17 protein-coding genes are annotated in these 19,376 nt (G+C 64.1%); 8 read left to right on the forward strand and 9 right to left on the reverse strand.

The features are described from left to right. Position 1: 1 nt before the first annotated feature. Positions 2 to 1,519, forward strand: coding sequence for a malonate--CoA ligase (locus AC2FNS_RS02760; RefSeq protein ID WP_496680675.1), 1,518 nt, complete (start codon positions 2 to 4; stop codon positions 1,517 to 1,519). On the opposite strand, the gene AC2FNS_RS02765 is transcribed toward AC2FNS_RS02760, so the two are convergent. From AC2FNS_RS02765 to AC2FNS_RS02785, 5 genes are all read right to left on the reverse strand, one after another. Continuing rightward, entirely contained in the window at positions 1,407 to 2,279 is an 873-nt protein-coding gene (locus AC2FNS_RS02765; RefSeq protein ID WP_496710801.1) for a metallophosphoesterase, read from the reverse strand. The two genes, AC2FNS_RS02760 and AC2FNS_RS02765, sit on opposite strands and share 113 nt — an antisense overlap. A gap of 25 nt (positions 2,280 to 2,304) precedes the next feature. Then, positions 2,305 to 3,900 carry a phosphoglycerate dehydrogenase gene (serA, locus tag AC2FNS_RS02770; protein WP_496680671.1) on the reverse strand — a complete coding sequence of 532 codons (1,596 nt, stop codon included), beginning with the start codon at positions 3,898 to 3,900 and terminating at the stop codon, positions 2,305 to 2,307. Positions 3,901 to 3,968: 68 nt separating this feature from the next. Further along, positions 3,969 to 5,123 (reverse strand): phosphoserine transaminase, encoded by a 1,155-nt coding sequence (locus AC2FNS_RS02775; protein ID WP_496688564.1) that lies wholly within the window; start codon positions 5,121 to 5,123, stop codon positions 3,969 to 3,971. Positions 5,124 to 5,305: 182 nt separating this feature from the next. Continuing rightward, positions 5,306 to 6,406: a Gfo/Idh/MocA family protein gene (locus AC2FNS_RS02780; protein ID WP_496710802.1), complete on the reverse strand. Its 1,101-nt coding sequence runs from the start codon at positions 6,404 to 6,406 to the stop codon at positions 5,306 to 5,308. 13 nt (positions 6,407 to 6,419) lie between these two features. Beyond that, complete coding sequence (locus AC2FNS_RS02785; protein WP_496688560.1) at positions 6,420 to 7,130, reverse strand: GntR family transcriptional regulator; 711 nt, start codon at positions 7,128 to 7,130, stop codon at positions 6,420 to 6,422. A gap of 104 nt (positions 7,131 to 7,234) precedes the next feature. Here AC2FNS_RS02785 and AC2FNS_RS02790 point away from each other — a divergent pair, with 104 nt between their 5' ends. From AC2FNS_RS02790 to AC2FNS_RS02815, 6 genes are read left to right on the forward strand one after another with little or no spacing between them, the layout of a single operon-like run. Further along, on the forward strand, positions 7,235 to 8,389 hold the full coding sequence (locus AC2FNS_RS02790; protein WP_496710803.1) for an LLM class flavin-dependent oxidoreductase: 1,155 nt from the start codon (positions 7,235 to 7,237) through the stop codon (positions 8,387 to 8,389). Then, positions 8,389 to 9,279 carry an aldo/keto reductase gene (locus tag AC2FNS_RS02795; protein ID WP_496710804.1) on the forward strand — a complete coding sequence of 297 codons (891 nt, stop codon included), beginning with the start codon at positions 8,389 to 8,391 and terminating at the stop codon, positions 9,277 to 9,279. The genes AC2FNS_RS02790 and AC2FNS_RS02795 overlap by 1 nt, the downstream gene beginning before the upstream one ends. Then, positions 9,279 to 9,794: a flavin reductase family protein gene (locus AC2FNS_RS02800; RefSeq protein WP_496688554.1), complete on the forward strand. Its 516-nt coding sequence runs from the start codon at positions 9,279 to 9,281 to the stop codon at positions 9,792 to 9,794. Before AC2FNS_RS02795 ends, AC2FNS_RS02800 begins: the two co-directional genes overlap by 1 nt. Positions 9,795 to 9,846: 52 nt before the next feature. Further along, positions 9,847 to 10,434 carry a TRAP transporter small permease gene (locus AC2FNS_RS02805; protein ID WP_496710805.1) on the forward strand — a complete coding sequence of 196 codons (588 nt, stop codon included), beginning with the start codon at positions 9,847 to 9,849 and terminating at the stop codon, positions 10,432 to 10,434. After that, positions 10,435 to 11,724: a TRAP transporter large permease gene (locus tag AC2FNS_RS02810; RefSeq protein WP_093964183.1), complete on the forward strand. Its 1,290-nt coding sequence runs from the start codon at positions 10,435 to 10,437 to the stop codon at positions 11,722 to 11,724. Positions 11,725 to 11,749: 25 nt separating this feature from the next. Next, positions 11,750 to 12,811 (forward strand): TRAP transporter substrate-binding protein, encoded by a 1,062-nt coding sequence (locus AC2FNS_RS02815; RefSeq protein ID WP_496710806.1) that lies wholly within the window; start codon positions 11,750 to 11,752, stop codon positions 12,809 to 12,811. A gap of 40 nt (positions 12,812 to 12,851) precedes the next feature. Here the strand turns inward: AC2FNS_RS02815 and AC2FNS_RS02820 are convergent, their stop codons facing one another. After that, positions 12,852 to 13,322, reverse strand: coding sequence for a tetratricopeptide repeat protein (locus AC2FNS_RS02820; RefSeq protein WP_496680654.1), 471 nt, complete (start codon positions 13,320 to 13,322; stop codon positions 12,852 to 12,854). Between the two features lie 6 nt (positions 13,323 to 13,328). Between AC2FNS_RS02820 and AC2FNS_RS02825 the strand changes: the two genes are divergently transcribed. Continuing rightward, the gene (locus AC2FNS_RS02825) at positions 13,329 to 14,609 is read left to right on the forward strand and encodes a cytochrome-c peroxidase (RefSeq protein ID WP_496710807.1); all 1,281 of its coding nucleotides are present in this window, start codon (positions 13,329 to 13,331) and stop codon (positions 14,607 to 14,609) included. A 40-nt stretch (positions 14,610 to 14,649) separates the two neighbouring features. On the opposite strand, the gene gcvP is transcribed toward AC2FNS_RS02825, so the two are convergent. The 3 genes from gcvP to gcvT form a co-directional block, all read right to left on the reverse strand. Continuing rightward, complete coding sequence (gene gcvP, locus AC2FNS_RS02830; protein WP_496680650.1) at positions 14,650 to 17,505, reverse strand: aminomethyl-transferring glycine dehydrogenase; 2,856 nt, start codon at positions 17,503 to 17,505, stop codon at positions 14,650 to 14,652. A gap of 143 nt (positions 17,506 to 17,648) precedes the next feature. Further along, positions 17,649 to 18,014 (reverse strand): glycine cleavage system protein GcvH, encoded by a 366-nt coding sequence (gene gcvH / locus AC2FNS_RS02835; protein WP_496680648.1) that lies wholly within the window; start codon positions 18,012 to 18,014, stop codon positions 17,649 to 17,651. An 18-nt stretch (positions 18,015 to 18,032) separates the two neighbouring features. Beyond that, a complete protein-coding gene (gene gcvT / locus AC2FNS_RS02840) occupies positions 18,033 to 19,130 on the reverse strand; it encodes a glycine cleavage system aminomethyltransferase GcvT (protein ID WP_496797638.1) in 1,098 nt (365 codons plus the stop codon). Positions 19,131 to 19,376: the final 246 nt, after the last annotated feature.

Consider the following 19,376-nt stretch of genomic DNA (forward strand, 5'->3'; position numbering starts at 1 on the left):
AATGGCCAACCCGCTTTATGATCGTCTGTTCGGCATCCATGCGGGCAAAGACACGCCGTTTCTGCATCTTCCGGACGGCCGTACGCTGACCCATGCCGCGTTTCTGGACATGGCGGCGCGGGTGGCCAATGCGCTGACGGGGCTGGGGCTGGAACCGGGCGACCGGGTGGCGGTTCAGGTCCACAAATCGCCCGAGGCGCTGGCGCTGTATGCGGCCTGCGTTCAAGCCGGGCTGATCTTTCTGCCGCTGAACACCGCCTATACCGGCGCCGAGCTGAGCTATTTCATCGATAACAGCGGCGCTGCGCTGGTGGTCTGCGATGCGGGTACGCTGTCCGAACTGGAGCCCATTGCCCACAGCCATGGCGCGCGGGTCGAAACGCTGAACGCCGACGGCTCGGGCAGCCTGATGCGGCGCGCGCTGGGGATGCTGCCGGCGTTTGAACCGGTGCGCCGCACTTCGGACGATCTGGCCGCGTTTCTCTATACCTCGGGCACTACCGGGCGGTCCAAGGGCGCCATGCTGACGCAGGCGAACCTGCTTTCGAACGCCGAAACGCTGGTGCAGGAGTGGCGCTTCACCGCGGATGACGTGTTGCTGCACGCGCTGCCGATCTTTCACACCCATGGCCTGTTCGTGGCCACCAATGTCATGCTGTCGGCCGGCGGGTCGATGATCTTTCTGCCGGGCTTCGATCTGGACGACATCCTGCGCCTGATGCCCAAGGCCACCTCGATGATGGGGGTGCCGACCTTCTATACTCGCCTCCTGAACGACGACCGATTCACCGGGGATCTGGCCCAACACATGCGGCTGTTCATTTCCGGCTCGGCGCCGTTGCTGGCCGAAACCCACACGCGGTTCGAGCAACGCACCGGCCACCGGATCCTGGAACGCTATGGCATGACCGAGACCAACATGAACACCTCGAACCCCTATGACGGCGAGCGCCGCGCCGGGACGGTGGGCTTTCCGCTGCCGGGGGTCGAGTTGAAGATCACCGACCCCGAAACGGGCGATCCGCTGCCGCAGGGCGAGATCGGCATGATCGAGGTGCGCGGCCCGAACGTGTTCAAGGGCTATTGGCAGATGCCCGAGAAAACCGCTGCCGAGCTGCGTGAGGACGGGTTCTTCATCACCGGTGATCTGGGCCGCATCGACGCTGACGGGTATGTGCATATCGTCGGGCGCGGCAAAGACCTGATCATCTCGGGCGGCTACAACATCTATCCCAAGGAAATCGAGCTGGTTCTGGATGAACAGCCCGGCGTGCTGGAAAGCGCAGTGATCGGCGTGCCGCACCCGGATTTCGGGGAAACCGTTCTGGGCATACTGGTGCCCGAGGCCGGCGCGGCACCGGATCTGGGTGCGATCATGGATGCGGTGAGCCAAAGCCTTGCCCGTTTCAAACATCCCCGCAAGCTGATCCTGCTGGACGAATTGCCCCGCAATACGATGGGCAAGGTGCAGAAAAACGTTCTGCGCGAGACCTACAAGGACATGTTCGCGGGCGGCTGATCAGGGGCGCAGCGGCACGCGCCCGGCTTCGGTCAGCAGCCAGCAGTCGCGCCCCCCGAACACGGCGACCCCCGGTTTGGCGGCCATAGCCCGCGCCGATGTCCAGGTTGATGCGGTTCCTGTAATGTGTGGGGTGGTCCACCACCGTGTGGCCATGCACGATCAGCTTGGGGTGCGGGGTCTGACGGGCGTGAAAGCTCTGACGGAGCCAAACCAGATCATCCTCGGCCTGCGCGCTCAGCGGCACGCCCGGCCGGATGCCGGCATGAACAAAAGCAAGCTCGGGGGTCTGGTGCTTCCGCACTAGGTCGCGCAGAAATGCCTTGTGCGCAGCCGGCACCGCCGCGTGAGCCGCGCGATGCACATTCTGCAGCCGGATGCGATCTTCGAATTCGACACCATAGCTGCGCAGGGTTTCGGTTCCGCCCAGCCGCGCGTGCAGCAAGTGGTAGCCGACCAGAAGATGCGGATCATGGCACAGCTCATCCTGCAGGAACCACGCGAACATCCGGTCATGGTTGCCCAGCAGCAAGACCCAGTTTCGCCCCGCGTCGCGCCCGGCAATCAGCCGGTCCAGCAGACCCCTGCTGTCGGGGCCCCGATCGACGTAGTCGCCCAGAAACACGATCCGCGCATCGCGTCCGCCATCCTGCTCGATCAGGGACAGGGCGCGGTCATGCCGATGTCTCCGTTCCGGGCCGGGTTGGATTTGCGGGCCTTTGCAACGACAACGCCTGCACCGGGCGGGTGCAGGCGTCAATCGCTTTCATCCGGGTCTTGCCGGATCAGATCACGTCGAACTCCAGCGGCTTGATCTGGGTGAACAGCCCGGTTTCAGCCAGCTTGGCGCGGGCTTCAGCCGGAACCGGCTCGTCAACATACAGCAGCGCGATCGCCTCGCCACCCGCCTGGGCGCGGCCCAAGGTAAAGTTGGCGATGTTCACGCCATGCTCGCCCATGGTCTTCCCCAGGGTGCCGATGATGCCCGGCACGTCCTCGTTGGTGGTGTAGAGCATGTGCGCGCCGACCTCGGCATCGATGTTGATGCCCTTGATCTGGATGAAGCGCGGCTTGCCGTCGCTGAACACGGTACCCCCGATCGAGCGTTCGCGCTTGTCGGTCACCACGGTCACCTTGATATAGCCCTCGAAGGCGCCCGACTTGTCCTGATTGGTGGTCGAGATCTTGATCCCACGCTCTTTGGCCACGACCGGGGCCGAGACCATGTTCACCTCGGGGTTCGAGCGCTTCATGATCCCCGCTACCACCGCGCAGTTCAGCGCCGCCAGGTTCATCTGCGCCGCCACGCCGTCATACAGGATGTTGATTGCCTTGATCGGCTCGTCGGTCATCTGGCCGATGAAGCTGCCCAGATGGCCGGCCAGCTTGATCCAAGGCCCCATGACCTTGGCCTCTTCGGCGGTGACGCTGGGCATGTTCAGCGCATTCTCGACCGCGCCGGTCAGCAGATAGTTCGAGATCTGCTCGGCCACCTGCAGCGCCACGTTTTCCTGCGCTTCGGTAGTCGCCGCGCCCAGATGCGGGGTGCAGACCACGTTGGGCAGGTCGAACAGCGGGTTTTCCTTGGCCGGCTCTTCGCTGAACACGTCGAAGGCTGCTCCCGCGACATGGCCGGATTTGATCAGTTCGGCCAGCGCCTCTTCGTCGACCAGACCGCCGCGGGCGCAGTTGATGATGCGCACGCCCTTCTTGGTCTTGGCCAGATTCTCGCGGCTGAGGATGTTGCGGGTCTGGTCGGTCAGCGGCACGTGCAGGGTGATGAAATCGGCCCGCGCCAGCAGCTCGTCCAGCTCGACCTTTTCCACGCCCATCTTGTCGGCCTTCTCCTGGCCCAGATAGGGGTCATAGGCGATGACCTTCATCTTCAGGCCATGCGCCCGGTCACAGACGATGCCGCCGATATTGCCGGCACCGATCACGCCCAGCGTCTTGTTGGTCAGCTCGACCCCCATGAATTTGGACTTTTCCCACTTGCCCGCATGGGTGCTGGCATTGGCCTCGGGGATTTGACGCGCCACGGCGAACATCATCGCGATGGCGTGCTCGGCGGTGGTGATCATGTTGCCGAACGGCGTGTTCATCACGATCACGCCCTTTTTCGAGGCGGCTTCCTTGTCGATATTGTCGGTGCCGATGCCGGCGCGGCCGATCACCTTCAGCTTGTCGGCCTTTTCCAGGATCTTCTCGGTGACCTTGGTGGCCGAGCGGATGGCCAGGCCGTCATAGTTGCCGATGATCTCGGCCAGCTTTTCCTTGTCCTTGCCCACGTCGGGCATGAAATCCACGTCGATGCCGCGGTCACGGAAGATCTGAACCGCGGTTTCGCTGAGCTTGTCGGATACGAGTACTTTGGGGGCCATGTGCTTGGTCCTTGAATGGAATGATAACTCCGGGCCGGACACGGCCCGGATCTTGTAAGGGAAAGGGGTCAGGCGGCTTCGGCCTGGGCTGCGATCTCGGCCTCGAACGCCCATTTCAGCCAGGGTAGCATCGCCTGGATGTCGGACGTCTCGACCGTGCCGCCGCACCAGATGCGCAGCCCGGCCGGCGCATCGCGATACGCGCCGATGTCCAGCGCCACGTTCTCGGCCTCCAGCCGCTTGGCGACCGCCTTGGCAAAGCTGGCGCCGTCGCGAATGCGCGGATCGGTGAATTTCAGGCAGACGCTGGTGTTCGACCGGGTAGCCGGGTCCTCGGCCAGGTTGTCGATCCAGTCGTTCTGGTCGCAGAATTCGAAAATCGCCTGCGCATTGGCATCGGCGCGGGCGATCAGGCCCTGCAGCCCGCCGACCGAGCGGGCCCAATCCAGCGCGAAAAGGTAATCCTCGACCGCAAGCATCGACGGCGTGTTGATGGTTGCGCCGGTAAAGATGCCCTCGATTAGCTTGCCGCCCTTGGTCAGGCGGAAGATCTTCGGCAGCGGCCACGCGGGGGTATAGCTTTCCAGCCGCTCGACCGCGCGGGGGCTGAGGATCAGCATGCCATGCGCGGCCTCGCCGCCCAGAACTTTCTGCCAGCTGAAGGTGGTGACATCCAGCTTGTCCCAAGGCAGGTCCATCGCAAATGCGGCGCTGGTGGCGTCGCAGATGGTCAGGCCGGCGCGGTCATCGGCGATCCAGTCGCCATTCGGAACCCGCACGCCCGAGGTGGTCCCGTTCCAGGTAAAGACCACGTCATTGTTGAAATCGATGGTCGCCAGATCGACGATCTGCCCGTAATCGGCGGTTTTCACCTCGGCGTCGATCTTCAGCTGTTTGACCACGTCGGTGACCCAACCCGCGCCAAAGCTTTCCCAGGCCAGCATCTCGACCTTGCGTTCGCCCAGCAGCGACCAAAGCGCCATTTCCACCGCACCCGTATCCGAGGCCGGAACGATGCCGATACGATAGTCGGCCGGAATGCCCAGCACTTCGCGCGTGCCTTCGATCGCCGCTTTCAGCTTGTCCTTGCCGATGGCGGCGCGGTGCGACCGGCCTAGCGCGGCACCGGCCAGCTTGTTCAGCTCGAATGTGGGGGGTTTGGCGCAGGGGCCCGAGGAAAAACGCGGATTGGCCGGCCGCGCTGCCGGTCGTTCGATGGTCATTGGTGTTACCCTTCCAGATATACGCCCCTCGTTGGGGAGGGGTGTCCCGCGGCCAGACCTAGGGGGCCGCAGATGGACGGGCAAGCGGAAAAGACGCTTTGAATATCAAAAACGACATGGACTGTGACGCCAAATCGGAACACAGGTTTCCGATCGGCGCATTTTGCACCCGCAGAAAGACCTCAGCGATCCAGCCAGATGGTTTCACCCGTGGCCAGAGATTGCTGTGCCGCCAGCCCCATGCGCACGGCCCACATGCCGTCGGTCAGGCTGACATCCGGGGCGTCGCGCTCACCGCGCACCAGCGCCAGAAAGCCCTGGTGCTGATAGAAGGTCGAGCCGTTGTGGTCGCCCGCCGCCAGCAGGCGCGGATCGACGGGAATGTCGCGGGCGATCGGACCTTTGGGGTCGCGCGGGCTGACGATGAGCTGCGGCACCGGCGGCTCGCCCAGATGTTCGGGCCAGAACCGGCCCGGCCCGGGGACCAGCGCCTCGATCTTGGCCTTGGGGCCGACGACCGAGATTTCCTCCTGATACCGCGCGCCCTCGGCGAACATGCAAAGTTCCAGCATCGCCCGCGCACCCGAGGCGAAATCGACGATGACATAGCCGTGGTCGAGGATGTCAGGCGTTTCGCCGTCATAGGTTTCGTCCAGATGGTTCACGGCCTGACCGCCGCTGGCGCTGATGCGCACTGGGTCGGATTGCAGGATCAGGCGCATCAGGTCGAAGAAATGACAGCATTTCTCGACGAAGGTGCCGCCCGTGTTGCGGTTGAACCGGTTCCAGTTGCCGACCTTTTCCAGGAACGGAAAGCGGTGTTCGCGGATGCTCAGCATCTTGACCCCGCCGCTGGTGTCCTGCGCCTCGGCGATCAGGGCGGCGATGGGCGGCATATAGCGGTACTCCATCGCCACCCAGATCGGACAGGGATAGCTGCGCTCGATCTCGGCCAGACGGGCCGCATCATCGGGGTTGGTGAACAGCGGCTTCTCCACCAACAGCGGCAAGGGACGCGTTTCGGCGATCTGGGCGATCTGATCCACATGCAGATGGTTGGGGCTGGCGATGACGAGGCAGTCCAGCGCCGCGACCGCCAGCAGGTCCTGCACCGAAGCCATCATCCGGGCCCCCGGCGCAATCGCCTGCGCGGCGCGCGCCATATCGGGGTCGGGCTCGAAAATGGCGGCCACTTGCGCGCCCTCCAGCAGGGCGATGTTGTGCAGGTGTTCCTGCCCCATCATGCCACATCCGATCAGCCCGTAATTGATGGTCCGGGTCATGCGCGTTTCCTCGTCATTTCAGTCGTTGGACGTAAGTTGCCCGGTCCGGGTCGAACCAGGTTTTCGAAAACTCGACGGGTTCAGGCCGTTCCGACCAGCTGAACCGCTCGATGTAACCGACGGTCTCGCCCGCCGGCCGGGTGAAGTTCGCAGGGGTCCAGTCGGGCAGCCGCCCGACCGAAACCCGATCCTCGGCGCGGGTGATCCAGAACCCAAGCTGCTGCTGGTAATAGCGATAGAGCGAGTCCGACAGCAGCCGCCGGTCGATCAGACCGGCTGATTCGTCCAGCCAGATCTCCTCGACCGCGATGATTGTGTCATTCAGATAGCGCATCCGCCGCACGCGCGACCCGCGCCGCGAGGTGCCGAAATCGGGCAGGTCGGCGGGCTTGTCCAGGTGATCGACCGACAGGATGTCGGCGCGCGGCAGGCCGCCGCCCTCGGGCAGTTCCAGCCGGAACATGGCATAGACGCTGTTCTGGGCCCCGGTCTCGCGCACATAGTTGCCCGAGCCCTGGATCCGCTCGAGCATCCCCTTTTTTTCCAGCTCGGCGAGCGATTTTCGCAGCGTTCCGACCGAGACGTTCAGCTGCGCCGCCATGTCCCGCTCGGGCGGCAGACGCTCGCCGTCGATCAGCCGGCCGGCGGCGATGTCGCGGATCAGCAGCTCGGCGATCTGCACATAGATCGGCAGGGCGTTGGGGTTTCTGGTGGATGGGGGCACGCGGGCGCTTCACTTGGTCGCAGAAAAAATTGATACACTATTGATCTACATCAATGTGGTTGCTACGCAAGAGAAAAGTTGAGCCCGGCAGGAGAGAGAATCAGATGACGATCGTCCCCATCACATCCCCCGATCTGGATGCGGCCGAGGTTTCGTGGTTCGCGGCGCTGTGCTCGGACGATTATCAGTTTCTCGGTGTGCCCGACGGCGATCTGCGCTCCAGCTGGGAACATTGCTCGGGCATCGTGAAAGAGGCCGAGGCGCAGGGCTTCCGCAACATCCTGTGCCCGTCCTCGTATCAGGTGGGGCAGGACACGCTGAGTTTCGTGGCCGGCTGCGCCCCGATCACAGAAAAGATCAACCTTTTGGCCGCCGTGCGCTGCGGCGAGATGCAGCCGATCATGCTGGCACGCACGATCGCGACGCTGGATCACATGCTGAAGGGGCGGCTGACGGTCAACATCATCTCGTCGGATTTTCCGGGCGAAAAGGCCGAGAGCAGCTATCGCTACCAGCGCTCGCGCGAGGTGGTCGAGATTTTGAAACAGGCCTGGACGCAGGATGAGATCAATTATCAGGGTCAGGTCTACAATTTCTCGGGCCTGACGACCGATCCGGCCAAACCCTATCAGATCGGCGGGCCGCTGCTGTATTTCGGGGGCTATTCGCCCGATGCGCTGAAGCTGTGCGGCCAGCATTGCGACGTCTATCTGATGTGGCCCGAAACCAAGGACCAGTTGGCCGAGCGGATGAAGGCCGTACACGCGGTGGCCGACGAATATGGCCGCACGCTGGACTATGGCCTGCGGGTACACATGATCGTGCGCGACACCGAGGCCGAGGCCAAGGAATATGCCGATTATATCGTGTCGAAACTGGATGACGAATACGGCCGCGCAATCCGCGAACGGGCGCTGGACGCCACCTCATTAGGTGTTTCGCATCAGGCCAGGAACCGCGAGCTGGCGGACAAATACGGCTATGTCGAGCCGGGCCTGTGGACGGGCGTCGGCCGGGCGCGGTCAGGCTGCGGCGCGGCGCTGGTGGGGTCGACAGACCAGGTGCTGTCGAAGATCGAAGAGTATCAGAAGATGGGCATCCGCGCCTTCATCTTCTCGGGCTATCCGCATATGGACGAGGCCCGCCATTTCGGCACCCGTGTGATGCCACATCTGAAAACCTGCTCCCTTCCCGAAGCCTATGGAAGGGTCCCTGCTGACACCCCGGCGACGCCGCTGGGCAACGGAGTTCGTCGTTGATGCAACGTATCAAGCTTTCTGACACCCTGGAGCTGAGCCGCCTCGTCTATGGCATGTGGCGGCTGGGCGATGACAGCGATACCTCGGCCGCGCATGTGGCGGCCAAGATCCACGCCTGTCTGGATCAGGGCATCACCAGTTTCGATCAGGCCGACATCTATGGCGACTATGGCGCCGAGGCGATTCTGGGCAGCGCCCTGCGCGCCAATCCCGGCCTGCGGGATCGGATGGAGATCGTCACCAAATGCGACATCGTCGCCCCCTGCGGGCGCTATGCGGATGCCAAGGTGAAATACTATGACACCTCGCGCGCGCACATCCTGAAATCGGTCGACACCTCGCTGCGGGAAATGGCGATCGACCATATCGACCTGCTGCTGATCCACCGCCCCGACCCGTTCATGGACCACCATGAAACCGGCGCTGCGCTGGATGAGGTCGTGGCTAGCGGCAAGGTCCGCGCGGTGGGCGTGTCGAATTTCCGCCCCTGGGACTGGCAGCTGCTGCAATCGGCCATGAAGACCCCGCTGGCGACCAACCAGATCGAGATTTCTCTGGGCGCGATCGCCCCGTTCACCAATGGCGATCTGGCGTTTCACCAGCAGCACGGCCACCCGGTGATGGCGTGGTCGCCGCTGGGCGGCGGAGCGCTGATGGCGGGCAATCCTCCGGTTGGCGTTGTCGCGGATGAGATCGGCGCGCAGTTCGGCGTCGACCGTGCCGCGGTGGCCGTGGCCTTCCTGCTGGCCCATCCGGCCGGCATCCTGCCGGTTCTGGGCACCAACAGCCTGGACCGCATCAAGCGCATCTCGGACGCCCTGAAAGTCAATCTGGATCGTGAAACCTGGTTCCGCCTCTACGAGGCGGCGCTGGGGCATGAGGTACCATGATGAACGCATTTTCGAACGACATGGCGCGCACCTTCATTCCGCACAAGGACGACACCCGCACCCTGCGGGACGCTTTCGGCCGGTTCGCCACCGGCGTCACCGTCGTGACCTGCGACAGCCCCGACGGGCCGGTCTGCATCACGGCCAACAGCTTTTCCTCGCTGTCGCTGGACCCGCCTTTGGTGATGTGGGCCGGAGACCGGAATTCGCGCCGGTTCCCCTATTTCCGCGCGGCCCGGCATTTCAGCATTCACGTGCTGTCGGCCGACCAGGCCGAGCTGTGCTTTGGCTGCTCGAAAGACGCCTTTGCCCTGCGCGACATCGACCACGACCGCTGCGAAAACGGTACGCCGCTGCTGCGCGGATGCCTGGCGCGGTTCGAATGTGAACAACATGCGTATCACGATGCGGGCGATCACGTTATCGTGGTGGGCAAGGTCTTGCGGGCCAGCATGGCGGACGGAGACGCGCTGACCTTTTACGCCGGCAAGCTCGGCCAATTCGCGCACCAATAAGCGCGGGACACGGTCGCGGGCCAAACCCGCGGCCTGAACAGGGAGGATCCGCATGGGCGGATTGACATCGGTGCTTGCGCCGATTGCATTCGTGAACGAAACCGCGCTGCGTCTGGGCCGCGCGGTTGGCGTCGTTGCGATCGCCCTCATGGTGATCGCGATCCTGATCCAGGTGTTCTTCCGATACGTTCTGGGCAACGCCCTGCCCTGGCCTGACGAGGCGGCGCGGTTCTGCATGTTGTGGATGACCGGCCTGATGGCACCCACCGCCTTCCGGCGCGGCGGGTTCGTGGCCATCGACATGCTGGTCCGCTTTCTGCCGCGCGTACCCGGCCAGTTGCTGAACCTGTTTCTGCTGCTGCTCAGCCTGACGGTTCTGGTGGTCGCCGTGCGCATCGGCTGGTCCGAGGTCACGGGCTTTGGCGGGCGTTTCGCCACCGCCGCGCTGTACCTGCCCACCTCGTTGGGCTTTGACGAATGGTACCGGATCCCGCGCAGCTGGATGATGGCATCCCTTCTGGTGGGTGTGATCCTGCTGCTGTCGGTCAACATCGAACTGATCCTGCGCTCGATCATCACCATGCTTGGCGGCGGTGACCTGCTGCCCGAGATCCCCGAAGCCGCCGTGGGGGCCGAATAGATGCTGGTCTGGTTCCTGCCCGTCTTTCTGGTGTTTCTGCTGATCGGCCTGCCGGTCTTTTTCGCGCTGCTGGCCGCGCCCGGCCTGCTGCTGTGGCTGAACGGCCAGACCAACGACATCACACTGCTGTATCGCAACGTCTACAACGGGATGGACAGCTTTCCGTTGATGGCCATCCCCTTCTTCATGCTGGCCGGAGAGCTGATGAACCGCGGCGGCATCACCATCCGTCTGGTCGAGTTCAGCCAGGCCCTGATGGGGCACTTGCGCGGCGGGCTGGCGCATGTGAATGTGCTCAGCTCGATCCTGTTCGCGGGGCTGTCGGGCTCTGCGGTGGCCGATACCTCGGCGCTAGGATCGATGCTGATCCCGGCGATGGAGAAGCAGGGCTATACCCGCAAGTTTGCCGCAGCGATCACCGCAGCCAGTTCGGTCATCGGACCGATCATCCCGCCCTCGGGGATCATGATCATCTATGCCTATGTCATGGGCGAAAGCGTCGCGGCCCTGTTTCTGGCCGGCATCGTGCCGGGCGTCATGGTGGGCATCGGCCTGATGCTGATGATCAAGGTCATGGCCAACCGCTATGATTTCCCGGTGGCCAGCCGCAAATACACCTGGCCCGAACGCGGTCAGGCCAGCCTCAAGGCGTTTTTCCCGCTGATGACGCCGGTGATCATCCTGGGCGGCATCCTGGGCGGCATCTTCACCCCGACCGAGGCCGCCGCCGTTGCCGTGGGTTATGCCTTCATCATCGGGTTTTTCGTGCTGCGCACGCTGACCTTGAAAGAGGTGCCCGAAGTCCTCAGCAATGCGGGCATGACCTCGGCCGTGGTGCTGCTGTTGGTGGGGGCGGCGATGGCGTTCAAGACCGTGGTCAGCCTCAGCCACGCGCCCGAGCAACTGGCCGCGCTGATCCTCGGACTGTCGGAAAACCCGCTGATCCTGCTGTTCCTGATCAACCTGCTGCTGTTCGTCGTGGGCATGTTCCTAGATGCAGGCCCGGCGATCATCATCCTGGGTCCGATCCTGGGCCCGATCTTCACCAGCCTGGGCGTCGACCCGATCCATTTCGCCATCATCATGAGCGTCAACCTGACCGTTGGCCTGGCCACGCCGCCCATGGGGCTGGTGCTGTTCGTGGCCGCCGCCGTGTCACGCGAACGGGTGGAAACCATCGCCAAGGCGATCCTGCCGTTCCTGGCCGTCGAAATCGCAGTGATCTTCCTGATCACCTATGTCCCCGCAATATCCATGACGATCCCGCGTTTGACGGGATTTGCAAACTAGACTGAGTACCACAGGGAGGAAACGCATGCTCAGAACATTCTTCAAAACCGCAGCACTGGCCACGTCGCTGGTGGCGGCCTCGGCGCTGGCGGCCTCGGCGGCCGACTACACGCTGCGCGCTACTGCCAACTCGAACGAAAACGACGAGGACTATGACGGCCTGGTCGTGTTCAAGAACTTCGTCGAGAACGCCTCGAACGGCGCGATCGAGGTCGAACTGTTCATCGGCACGCAGCTGTGCTCGAACGGCGCCGAATGCCTGCAGGGCGTGGCCGACGGCACCATCGACATCTACATCTCGACCTCGGGCGGGGCCTCGGGCATCTTCCCTTACGTGCAGGTTCTGGACCTGCCCTATCTGATGGCCGACGACCGCATCGCCGAGCGGGTACTGTCGGGTGATTTCACCCGCAAGATGCGCGAAATGGCGCTGGAAGATTCGGGCGGCGCGATCCGCCTGATGACCATCGGCAACACCGGCGGCTGGCGCAACTTCGCCAACACCAAGCGCCGCGTGACCCAGCCGTCCGACATGGACGGGCTGAAGATCCGCACCGTGGTCGCAGACCTGCCGCAGGAACTGGTCAAGGCCCTGGGCGCCTCGCCCACCCCTATCCCGTGGCCGGAACTGTTCACCAGCTTCCAGACCGGTGTGGTTGACGGCTCGAAGAACGGCATCACCGACATCATGGGCATGAAATTCCCCGATGCCGGCCTGCAATATGTCACGCTGGACGGGCACGCCTATATGGGCGCGCTGTGGTGGATGAACAACGCCAAGTTCCAGGAAATGCCCGAAGACCTGCGCCGTGTCGTCGTCGATGGGTTCTATGCGCTGCAGCAGGCCACCTTTGCCTCGCCCAAGCGCAAGTCGATCCAGGCCTACGAGGATTTCGTGGCCGGTGGCGGCGACCTGTACGTGCCGACCCCCGAAGAAAAAGAGGCGTTCAAGCAGGCCGCGACCCCGGTCTATGACTGGTTCCAGCAGAACGTCGCGCGCGGGGACGAGATCTATGCCGCGCTGACCGCTGCCGTGACCGAGGCCGAGGCCGAGATCAACGCGGAACGCGCCGCCGACCTGAACTGATGCGGTTCGGGCCGGGGTGTCGCATCATCCCGGCCCGCCCTTACCGAAAGGGGTACATCCACCCCTTGTAGTCATTGACCAGCACATGGGCCTTTTCGATCTGTTCGGGCGTCATCTTTTTGACCACCTCTTCCAGGCTGATCGCCGCATCGGGGTCGCCGCCGATGGCGCTGAGCGTATACCACATGTAGGCCCGCACCAGATCGGGCGCAGGCAGGCCCAGGCCCAGCTCGTAATACCATCCGACACCCGATTGCGCGCCCGGATGCCCCTTCATCGAGGCACGCAGATACCATTCGAACGCGCGCTCGTAGTCCTGCTTAACCCCAAGGCCAAGGCCGTACATCACGCCGATCAGCTCCTCGGCCTCGGCGTTGCCCGACCGGGCCGCCGGCAGAAGCTGTTCGCGCGCGGCGGCAAACTTGCCCGCCTCCATCAGGTCGCGGGCCTGTTCCAGTTCGGCCCAAACGGGCGTGGCGGCAAGACAAAGGGCAAGCACAAGCTGGCGCATGGTGCGGTGGGTCTCCTGTTGTGCGGGGCGGCCTGGGCGCAGGACCTGCCCGCGCCACTGACCGATGACGACTTTCTGTTCTTTGATAGGGAACAGGCCGCGATCGGTCACCAGCTATTTTATGACCCGATCCTGTCGGGCAACCGCAACATCAGCTGCGCCCATTGCCACCACCCCGATTTCGGCACCTCCGATGGCCTGTCGCTTGGCATCGGCGAGGGCGGCGAGGGTCTTGGCCCCGACCGCACACCCGGCACCGGGGCGGACCGCATCCGCAAACGCATCCCGCGCAACGCGCCGGGCCTATGGAACTTGGGCGCGCGCGACATCCACACGATGTTCCATGACGGGCGGCTCAGCCTGTCGGACGTCTATGGCAACGGGTTCAACTCGCCCGCGCAGGAATGGCTGCCCGAAGGGCTGAACTCGCTGCTGGCCGCGCAGGCGCTGTTTCCGCTGACCGCTCAGTTCGAAATGGCCGGGAACGTGGCCGAGAACGAGGTCACCGGCGCCGTGCATGACCGGATCGACAAGGGCTGGCCGATTCTGGCCAAGCGGGTGCGGACCGACCCCAAATACGGCCCGGCGATGGTGGCCGCCTTTGACGACGTGGACAGCACCGAGGACATAACCATCACCCATGTCGCCAACGCTCTGGCCGCTTTCATGGCCATCGAATGGCGCAGCACCGACAGCCCGTTCGACCAGTACCTGGCCGGAGACGAGACCGCCCTGACCCCCGATCAGAAGGCCGGGATGCGGCTGTTCTACGGCAAGGCGCGGTGCGCCACCTGCCATTCGGGGCCGCTGCTGTCGGATCAGAAATTCCACGCGCTGGCCCTGCCGCCATTCGGCCCGGGCCGCACCCGGCAATGGGACGCCTATGCCCGCGACGTGGGCCGCATGGGCGAAAGCGACCGGCTGGAGGACGCCTATCGGTTCCGCACGCCCATGCTGCGCAACGTGGCGCTGACCGCACCCTATGGCCACAACGGCGCCTTTCCCGACCTCGAAGGGATCATCCGCCATCACCTGAACCCGGCAACCAGCCTGTCGCGCTGGACAACCGATCAGGCCGCGCTGCCCAAGGCGCCGTGGCTGGAACAGACCGATTTCATCGTCTGGCAGGACCGGTTCGAGATGGCGCGCCAACGCGCCAAGGTCGACATCACGCCAGTTGCTCTGAGCGACGATGAGATCGCGCAACTGGTGGTGTTCCTGCACGCCCTGACCGGGATGAGCGTGGACGCGCCGCCCTTTGGCGTGCCCGCGGACTTCAAGCCCTAGGAAAAACCCCCGCCGGATCGGGCGGGGGTTTCAGGTTTTTTTATTCGGCGGCTTCCTCGTACGCTTCCATGGGCGGGCATGTGCAGACAAGGTTCCGGTCCCCGTACGCGTTGTCGACACGGTTGACAGGCGACCAGTATTTGTCGACGCCCATCGATCCCGGCGGGAAGCAGGCCTGTTCGCGGGTGTAGGGTCGGTCCCACTCGCCCACTAGGTCGCGCACCGTGTGGGGGGCGTTCTTCAGCGGGTTGTTCTCGGGGTCGATCTTGCCGTCGATCACGTCCTGCGCCTCGGCGCGGATCGACAGCATGGCGTCGCAGAAGCGGTCCAGCTCGTCCTTGGGTTCCGATTCCGTCGGTTCGACCATCAGCGTGCCGGCCACCGGCCAGGACATGGTCGGCGCGTGGAAGCCGCTGTCGATCAGGCGCTTGGCCACGTCATCGACAGTGATGTTGCCGGCCTCGGCCAGCGGGCGGGTGTCGAGGATGCATTCATGCGCCACCCGGCCGGACTCGGAGGTGTAAAGGATCGGATAGGCCTCCTGCAGACGCGCGGCGATGTAGTTGGCGTTCAGGATCGCAACCTTGGTCGCCTGGGTCAGACCCGCGCCGCCCATCAGCAGCACATAGGCCCAGCTGACCGGCAGGATTGACGGAGACCCGAAGGGCGCCGCCGAGACCGGCCCCACGGCGGTGCCGTATTCCGGGTGGCCCGGCAGGTAGGGCTCCAGATGCGCCTTGACCCCGATCGGGCCCATGCCGGGGCCGCCGCCGCCATGCGGGATGCAGAAGGTCTTGTGCAGGTTCAGGTGACTGACGTCGCCGCCGATGTCCCCGGGTCGCGACAGGCCCACCATGGCGTTCATGTTGGCCCCGTCGATATAGACCTGCCCGCCGTGGTCATGGGTGATCTGGCAGACTTCCTGAACGGTTTCCTCGAACACGCCGTGGGTCGAGGGATAGGTGATCATGCAGCCGGCCAGGTTTTCCGAGTGCTTCTCGGCCTTCTCGCGGAAGTCGGTCAGGTCGATGTTGCCCTTCGCGTCCGCCTTCACCGGCACCACCTGCCAGCCGACCATCTGTGCCGAGGCCGGGTTGGTGCCATGCGCCGAGGTCGGGATCAGGCAGACATTGCGGTGCCCCTGCCCGTTGGCGATGTGATAGTTGCGGATCGTCAGCAGGCCCGCATATTCGCCCTGCGCGCCCGAGTTGGGCTGCTGGCTGATCGCGTCATAGCCGGTGATCTGGCACAGCTTGTCGTTCAGATCGGCGATCATCTCGTGATAGCCCTGCGCCTGATCTTCCGGAACGAACGGGTGCATATTGGCGAACTCGGGCCAAGTGACCGGGATCATCTCGATCGTCGCGTTCAGCTTCATGGTGCAGCTGCCCAGCGGGATCATCGCCCGGTCCAGCGCCAGGTCGCGGTCGGCCAGACGGCGCATGTAGCGGGTCATCTCGGCCTCGGCCCGGTTCTTGTGAAAGATCGGGTGGGTCAGGTAGGGCGTCTCGCGCAGCGCATAGTCCGGCAGGCGGTACTGCTTGTTCGAGCTGTCGTCCTTCTTGTCGATGCCGAAGGCACCCCAGACGGCCTCGATCGTCTCGGACCGGGTCTGTTCGTCGAGGCTGATGCCGACGCGGGTCTCGCCCACTTTGCGGAGGTTGACGCCGCGCGCCACGGCCGCCTCCATGACGGTCTTCTGCAGCGGGCCGACCTCGACGGTAATGGTGTCGAAGAACACCTCGGGTTCGACCTTGAAGCCGTGCTCTTCCAGCCCGGCCGCGAGGCGCGAGGTCTTGCGGTGCACCGACTGCGCGATCGCCTTGATCCCGTCGGGGCCGTGGTACACGGCATACATCGAGGCGATCACCGCCAGCAGCGCCTGCGCGGTGCAGACGTTCGAATTGGCCTTCTCGCGGCGGATGTGCTGTTCGCGGGTCTGCAGCGCCAGGCGATAGGCCTTGTTGCCGCGGCTATCGATGCTGACGCCGATGATCCGACCCGGCATCGCCCGCTTGAGTTTGTCGGTGGTGGCCATGTAGGCGGCGTGCGGGCCGCCATAGCCCATCGGCACGCCGAAGCGCTGGGTCGAGCCCACGGCGATATCGGCGCCCATTTCACCCGGGGATTTCAGCAGCGCCAGCGACAGGATGTCGGCGGCGACGATGGCGATCGCGTTGTGTTCATGCAGCGCCGCAATCTCCTTGGTGAAGTCGCGCACGTGGCCATAGGTGCCCGGATACTGGAAGATCGCGCCAAAGACCGCGCCGGGATCCAGTTCGTCGGGATCGGCTACCTTGACGTCGATGCCCAGGGGCTCGGCCCGGGTCTTGATCACCGCGATGGTCTGCGGGTGGCAGTTACGGTCAACGAAGAAGGCCGCGTTGTTGGCCTTGGACCGGCCCCCGCGCTTGGCCATCGCCATCGCCTCGGCCGCTGCGGTCGCCTCGTCCAACAGCGAGGCGTTGGCCACGTCCAGCCCGGTCAGGTCGCTGACCATGGTCTGGAAGTTCAACAGCGCCTCGAGCCGGCCCTGGCTGATCTCGGGCTGATAGGGCGTATAAGCGGTGTACCAGGCCGGGTTTTCCAGGATGTTGCGCAGGATCGGCGCAGGCGTGGTGGTGCCGTAATAGCCCTGACCGATCAGCGAGGTCAGAACCTTGTTCTTACCCGCCACTTTTTTCATGTGATAGAGCGCGTCGCGTTCCGTCATCGCCGGACCCCAGTCCAGCGGGTCTTTCTGCCGGATCGCCGGGGGGACGGTGGCGTCGATCAGATCGTCCAGCGTCTTGAAGCCGATTACCTTGAGCATGTCGCGCATCTCGGTCGGGCTGGGACCGATATGGCGGCGGTTGGCAAAGTCATAGGCTTCGTAGTCGGTCAGTTTGAAGGCCATTGCAGCGCTCCCATGGATAGGTCAGGCCCGGCGGAGACTGCGGGAGCCTCCGGCGGGGATATTGCTTGCCAGATGAAGGGCGGAGCCCAAATTCGGCGGTATATGAAAAACGATGGAGCCCCATGCCGGGACTCCGGTCGGGTTTACCCGATGAACGTCTTGTAGGCGGCCTCGTCCATCAGATCTTCCAGCTGCGCGGCATCGGTGATCTTGATCTTGTAGATCCACGCTTCGCCCTCGGGATCCTCGTTCAGCGCGCCCGGGTTGTCGGCCAGCGCTTCGTTCACCTCGAGGATCTCGCCATCGACCGGGGCATAGATCTCGGAGGCCGCCTTGACGGATTCGATCACCCCGATCTCGCCGTCCTTCTCGAACTCTTCACCCACCTCCTGCTGCTCGACGAAGACCACCTCGCCCAGCTGCTCGGCCGCGTGCTTGGTGATGCCCAGCGTGGCCGTATCGCCCTCGACCGTCAGCCATTCATGTTCTTCGGAATAATAGGTTGCCATGATGTCTCTCTCCTGACTTCAACGCTTGTAATTCTGTTTGACGAAGGGCAGCGCCACGATCCGCGCCGGCTGCGCCTTGCCCCGGATGATCAGGCTCACCTGTTCGCCCGGCTCGGTGTGGCCAGCGGCGACATAGCCCATCGCAACCGGACCGCCGACGGTCGGGCCGAACCCGCCCGAGGTGATCTGACCGATCGTGTTGCCCTGAAGATCCTGCACCTCGACCCCCTGTCGCGCCGGGGCGCGGCCGTCGGGCTTGATCCCAACCAGCTTGCGCGTGGGGCCGGCGGCCAGCTCTTTCTGGATGCGTGCCGCGCCGGGAAAGCCGCCCTCTTCCTTGCGCCGCTTCTGGATCGCCCAGGCCAGGTTGGCCTCGATCGGCGAGGTGCTCTGGTCGATGTCACTGCCGTAAAGGCACAGCCCCGCCTCCAGCCGCAGGCTGTCGCGCGCGCCCAGGCCCGCCGGCTCGCAATCCTCATGCGCCAGCAGGGCGCGGGTGATCTCGATCGCCTTGTCCTCGGGGATCGAGATCTCGTAGCCGTCCTCGCCCGTGTAGCCCAGCCGCGAGATCCGGCATTCGACGCCGTTGATCGGGGCCACGGTGGTTTCCATGAACTTCAGATCGCGGGCGGCCGGGAACAGCGCACCCACCACGTCTTCGGCCCTGGGGCCTTGAACAGCCACCAGCGCGCGGTCGAAGATCTCGGTCACCTCGACCCCGTCCAGATGCGCGCGCATGTGCGGAATGTCCTGATCGCGCAGCGCCGCGTTCACCACCACGAAGAAATGATCGCCCGCGTTCGACACGATCAGGTCGTCCATGATCCCGCCGTCTTCGTTGGTGAAGAACCCATAGCGCGCCTTGCCCTCGGGCAGTGTCGCAAAAGCCTGCGGGCACAATGCCTCGAGCTTCTCGCCCACATTCTCACCCCGCAGGATCACCTGGCCCATGTGGCTCACGTCAAACAGCGCCGCCTTCTCGCGGCATTGCTTGTGCTCGCCCATGATCCCCAAAGGATACTGAACGGGCATCTCCCAGCCTGCAAAGTCAACCAGCTTGCCACCCAGTTCGACATGAAGAGCGTGCAGCGGCGTGCGGCGGAGCGTGTCTGTCATTTCAATGACCTTTCCTTGGATAAGACCGCAGGGGCTGTGTCACACCGGAAGGGAAGGCGGTCTCGACTCGACCCCATCCTAGCCCAATAACCGCGACGCATGACCCCCATTCCTGCGGGTGAGACCGGATCAGCGGTGGCGTCAATCGGGTGGCGGTCATTGCGGCCCAAATCGCGATGCAAGACAAGAGGTATACGGCCGCATACGGCAGCCAATGTTCCTATAGGAAACTTTTTTCCGTTAAGC

It is taken from the genome of Ruegeria sp. BHSA191 (assembly GCF_059613325.1).

Excerpts from the sequence above, each read along its gene's own strand:
- AC2FNS_RS02760 (WP_496680675.1), top strand. The coding sequence starts at position 2 with ATGGCCAACCCGCTTTATGATCGTCTGTTCGGCATCCATGCGGGCAAA.
- serA (WP_496680671.1), bottom strand. The coding sequence starts at position 3,900 with ATGGCCCCCAAAGTACTCGTATCCGACAAGCTCAGCGAAACCGCGGTT.
- AC2FNS_RS02775 (WP_496688564.1), bottom strand. The coding sequence starts at position 5,123 with ATGACCATCGAACGACCGGCAGCGCGGCCGGCCAATCCGCGTTTTTCC.
- AC2FNS_RS02780 (WP_496710802.1), bottom strand. The coding sequence starts at position 6,406 with ATGACCCGGACCATCAATTACGGGCTGATCGGATGTGGCATGATGGGG.
- AC2FNS_RS02790 (WP_496710803.1), top strand. The coding sequence starts at position 7,235 with ATGACGATCGTCCCCATCACATCCCCCGATCTGGATGCGGCCGAGGTT.
- AC2FNS_RS02795 (WP_496710804.1), top strand. The coding sequence starts at position 8,389 with ATGCAACGTATCAAGCTTTCTGACACCCTGGAGCTGAGCCGCCTCGTC.
- AC2FNS_RS02800 (WP_496688554.1), top strand. The coding sequence starts at position 9,279 with ATGAACGCATTTTCGAACGACATGGCGCGCACCTTCATTCCGCACAAG.
- AC2FNS_RS02805 (WP_496710805.1), top strand. The coding sequence starts at position 9,847 with ATGGGCGGATTGACATCGGTGCTTGCGCCGATTGCATTCGTGAACGAA.
- AC2FNS_RS02810 (WP_093964183.1), top strand. The coding sequence starts at position 10,435 with ATGCTGGTCTGGTTCCTGCCCGTCTTTCTGGTGTTTCTGCTGATCGGC.
- AC2FNS_RS02815 (WP_496710806.1), top strand. The coding sequence starts at position 11,750 with ATGCTCAGAACATTCTTCAAAACCGCAGCACTGGCCACGTCGCTGGTG.
- AC2FNS_RS02820 (WP_496680654.1), bottom strand. The coding sequence starts at position 13,322 with ATGCGCCAGCTTGTGCTTGCCCTTTGTCTTGCCGCCACGCCCGTTTGG.
- gcvP (WP_496680650.1), bottom strand. The coding sequence starts at position 17,505 with ATGGCCTTCAAACTGACCGACTACGAAGCCTATGACTTTGCCAACCGC.
- gcvH (WP_496680648.1), bottom strand. The coding sequence starts at position 18,014 with ATGGCAACCTATTATTCCGAAGAACATGAATGGCTGACGGTCGAGGGC.
- gcvT (WP_496797638.1), bottom strand. The coding sequence starts at position 19,130 with ATGACAGACACGCTCCGCCGCACGCCGCTGCACGCTCTTCATGTCGAA.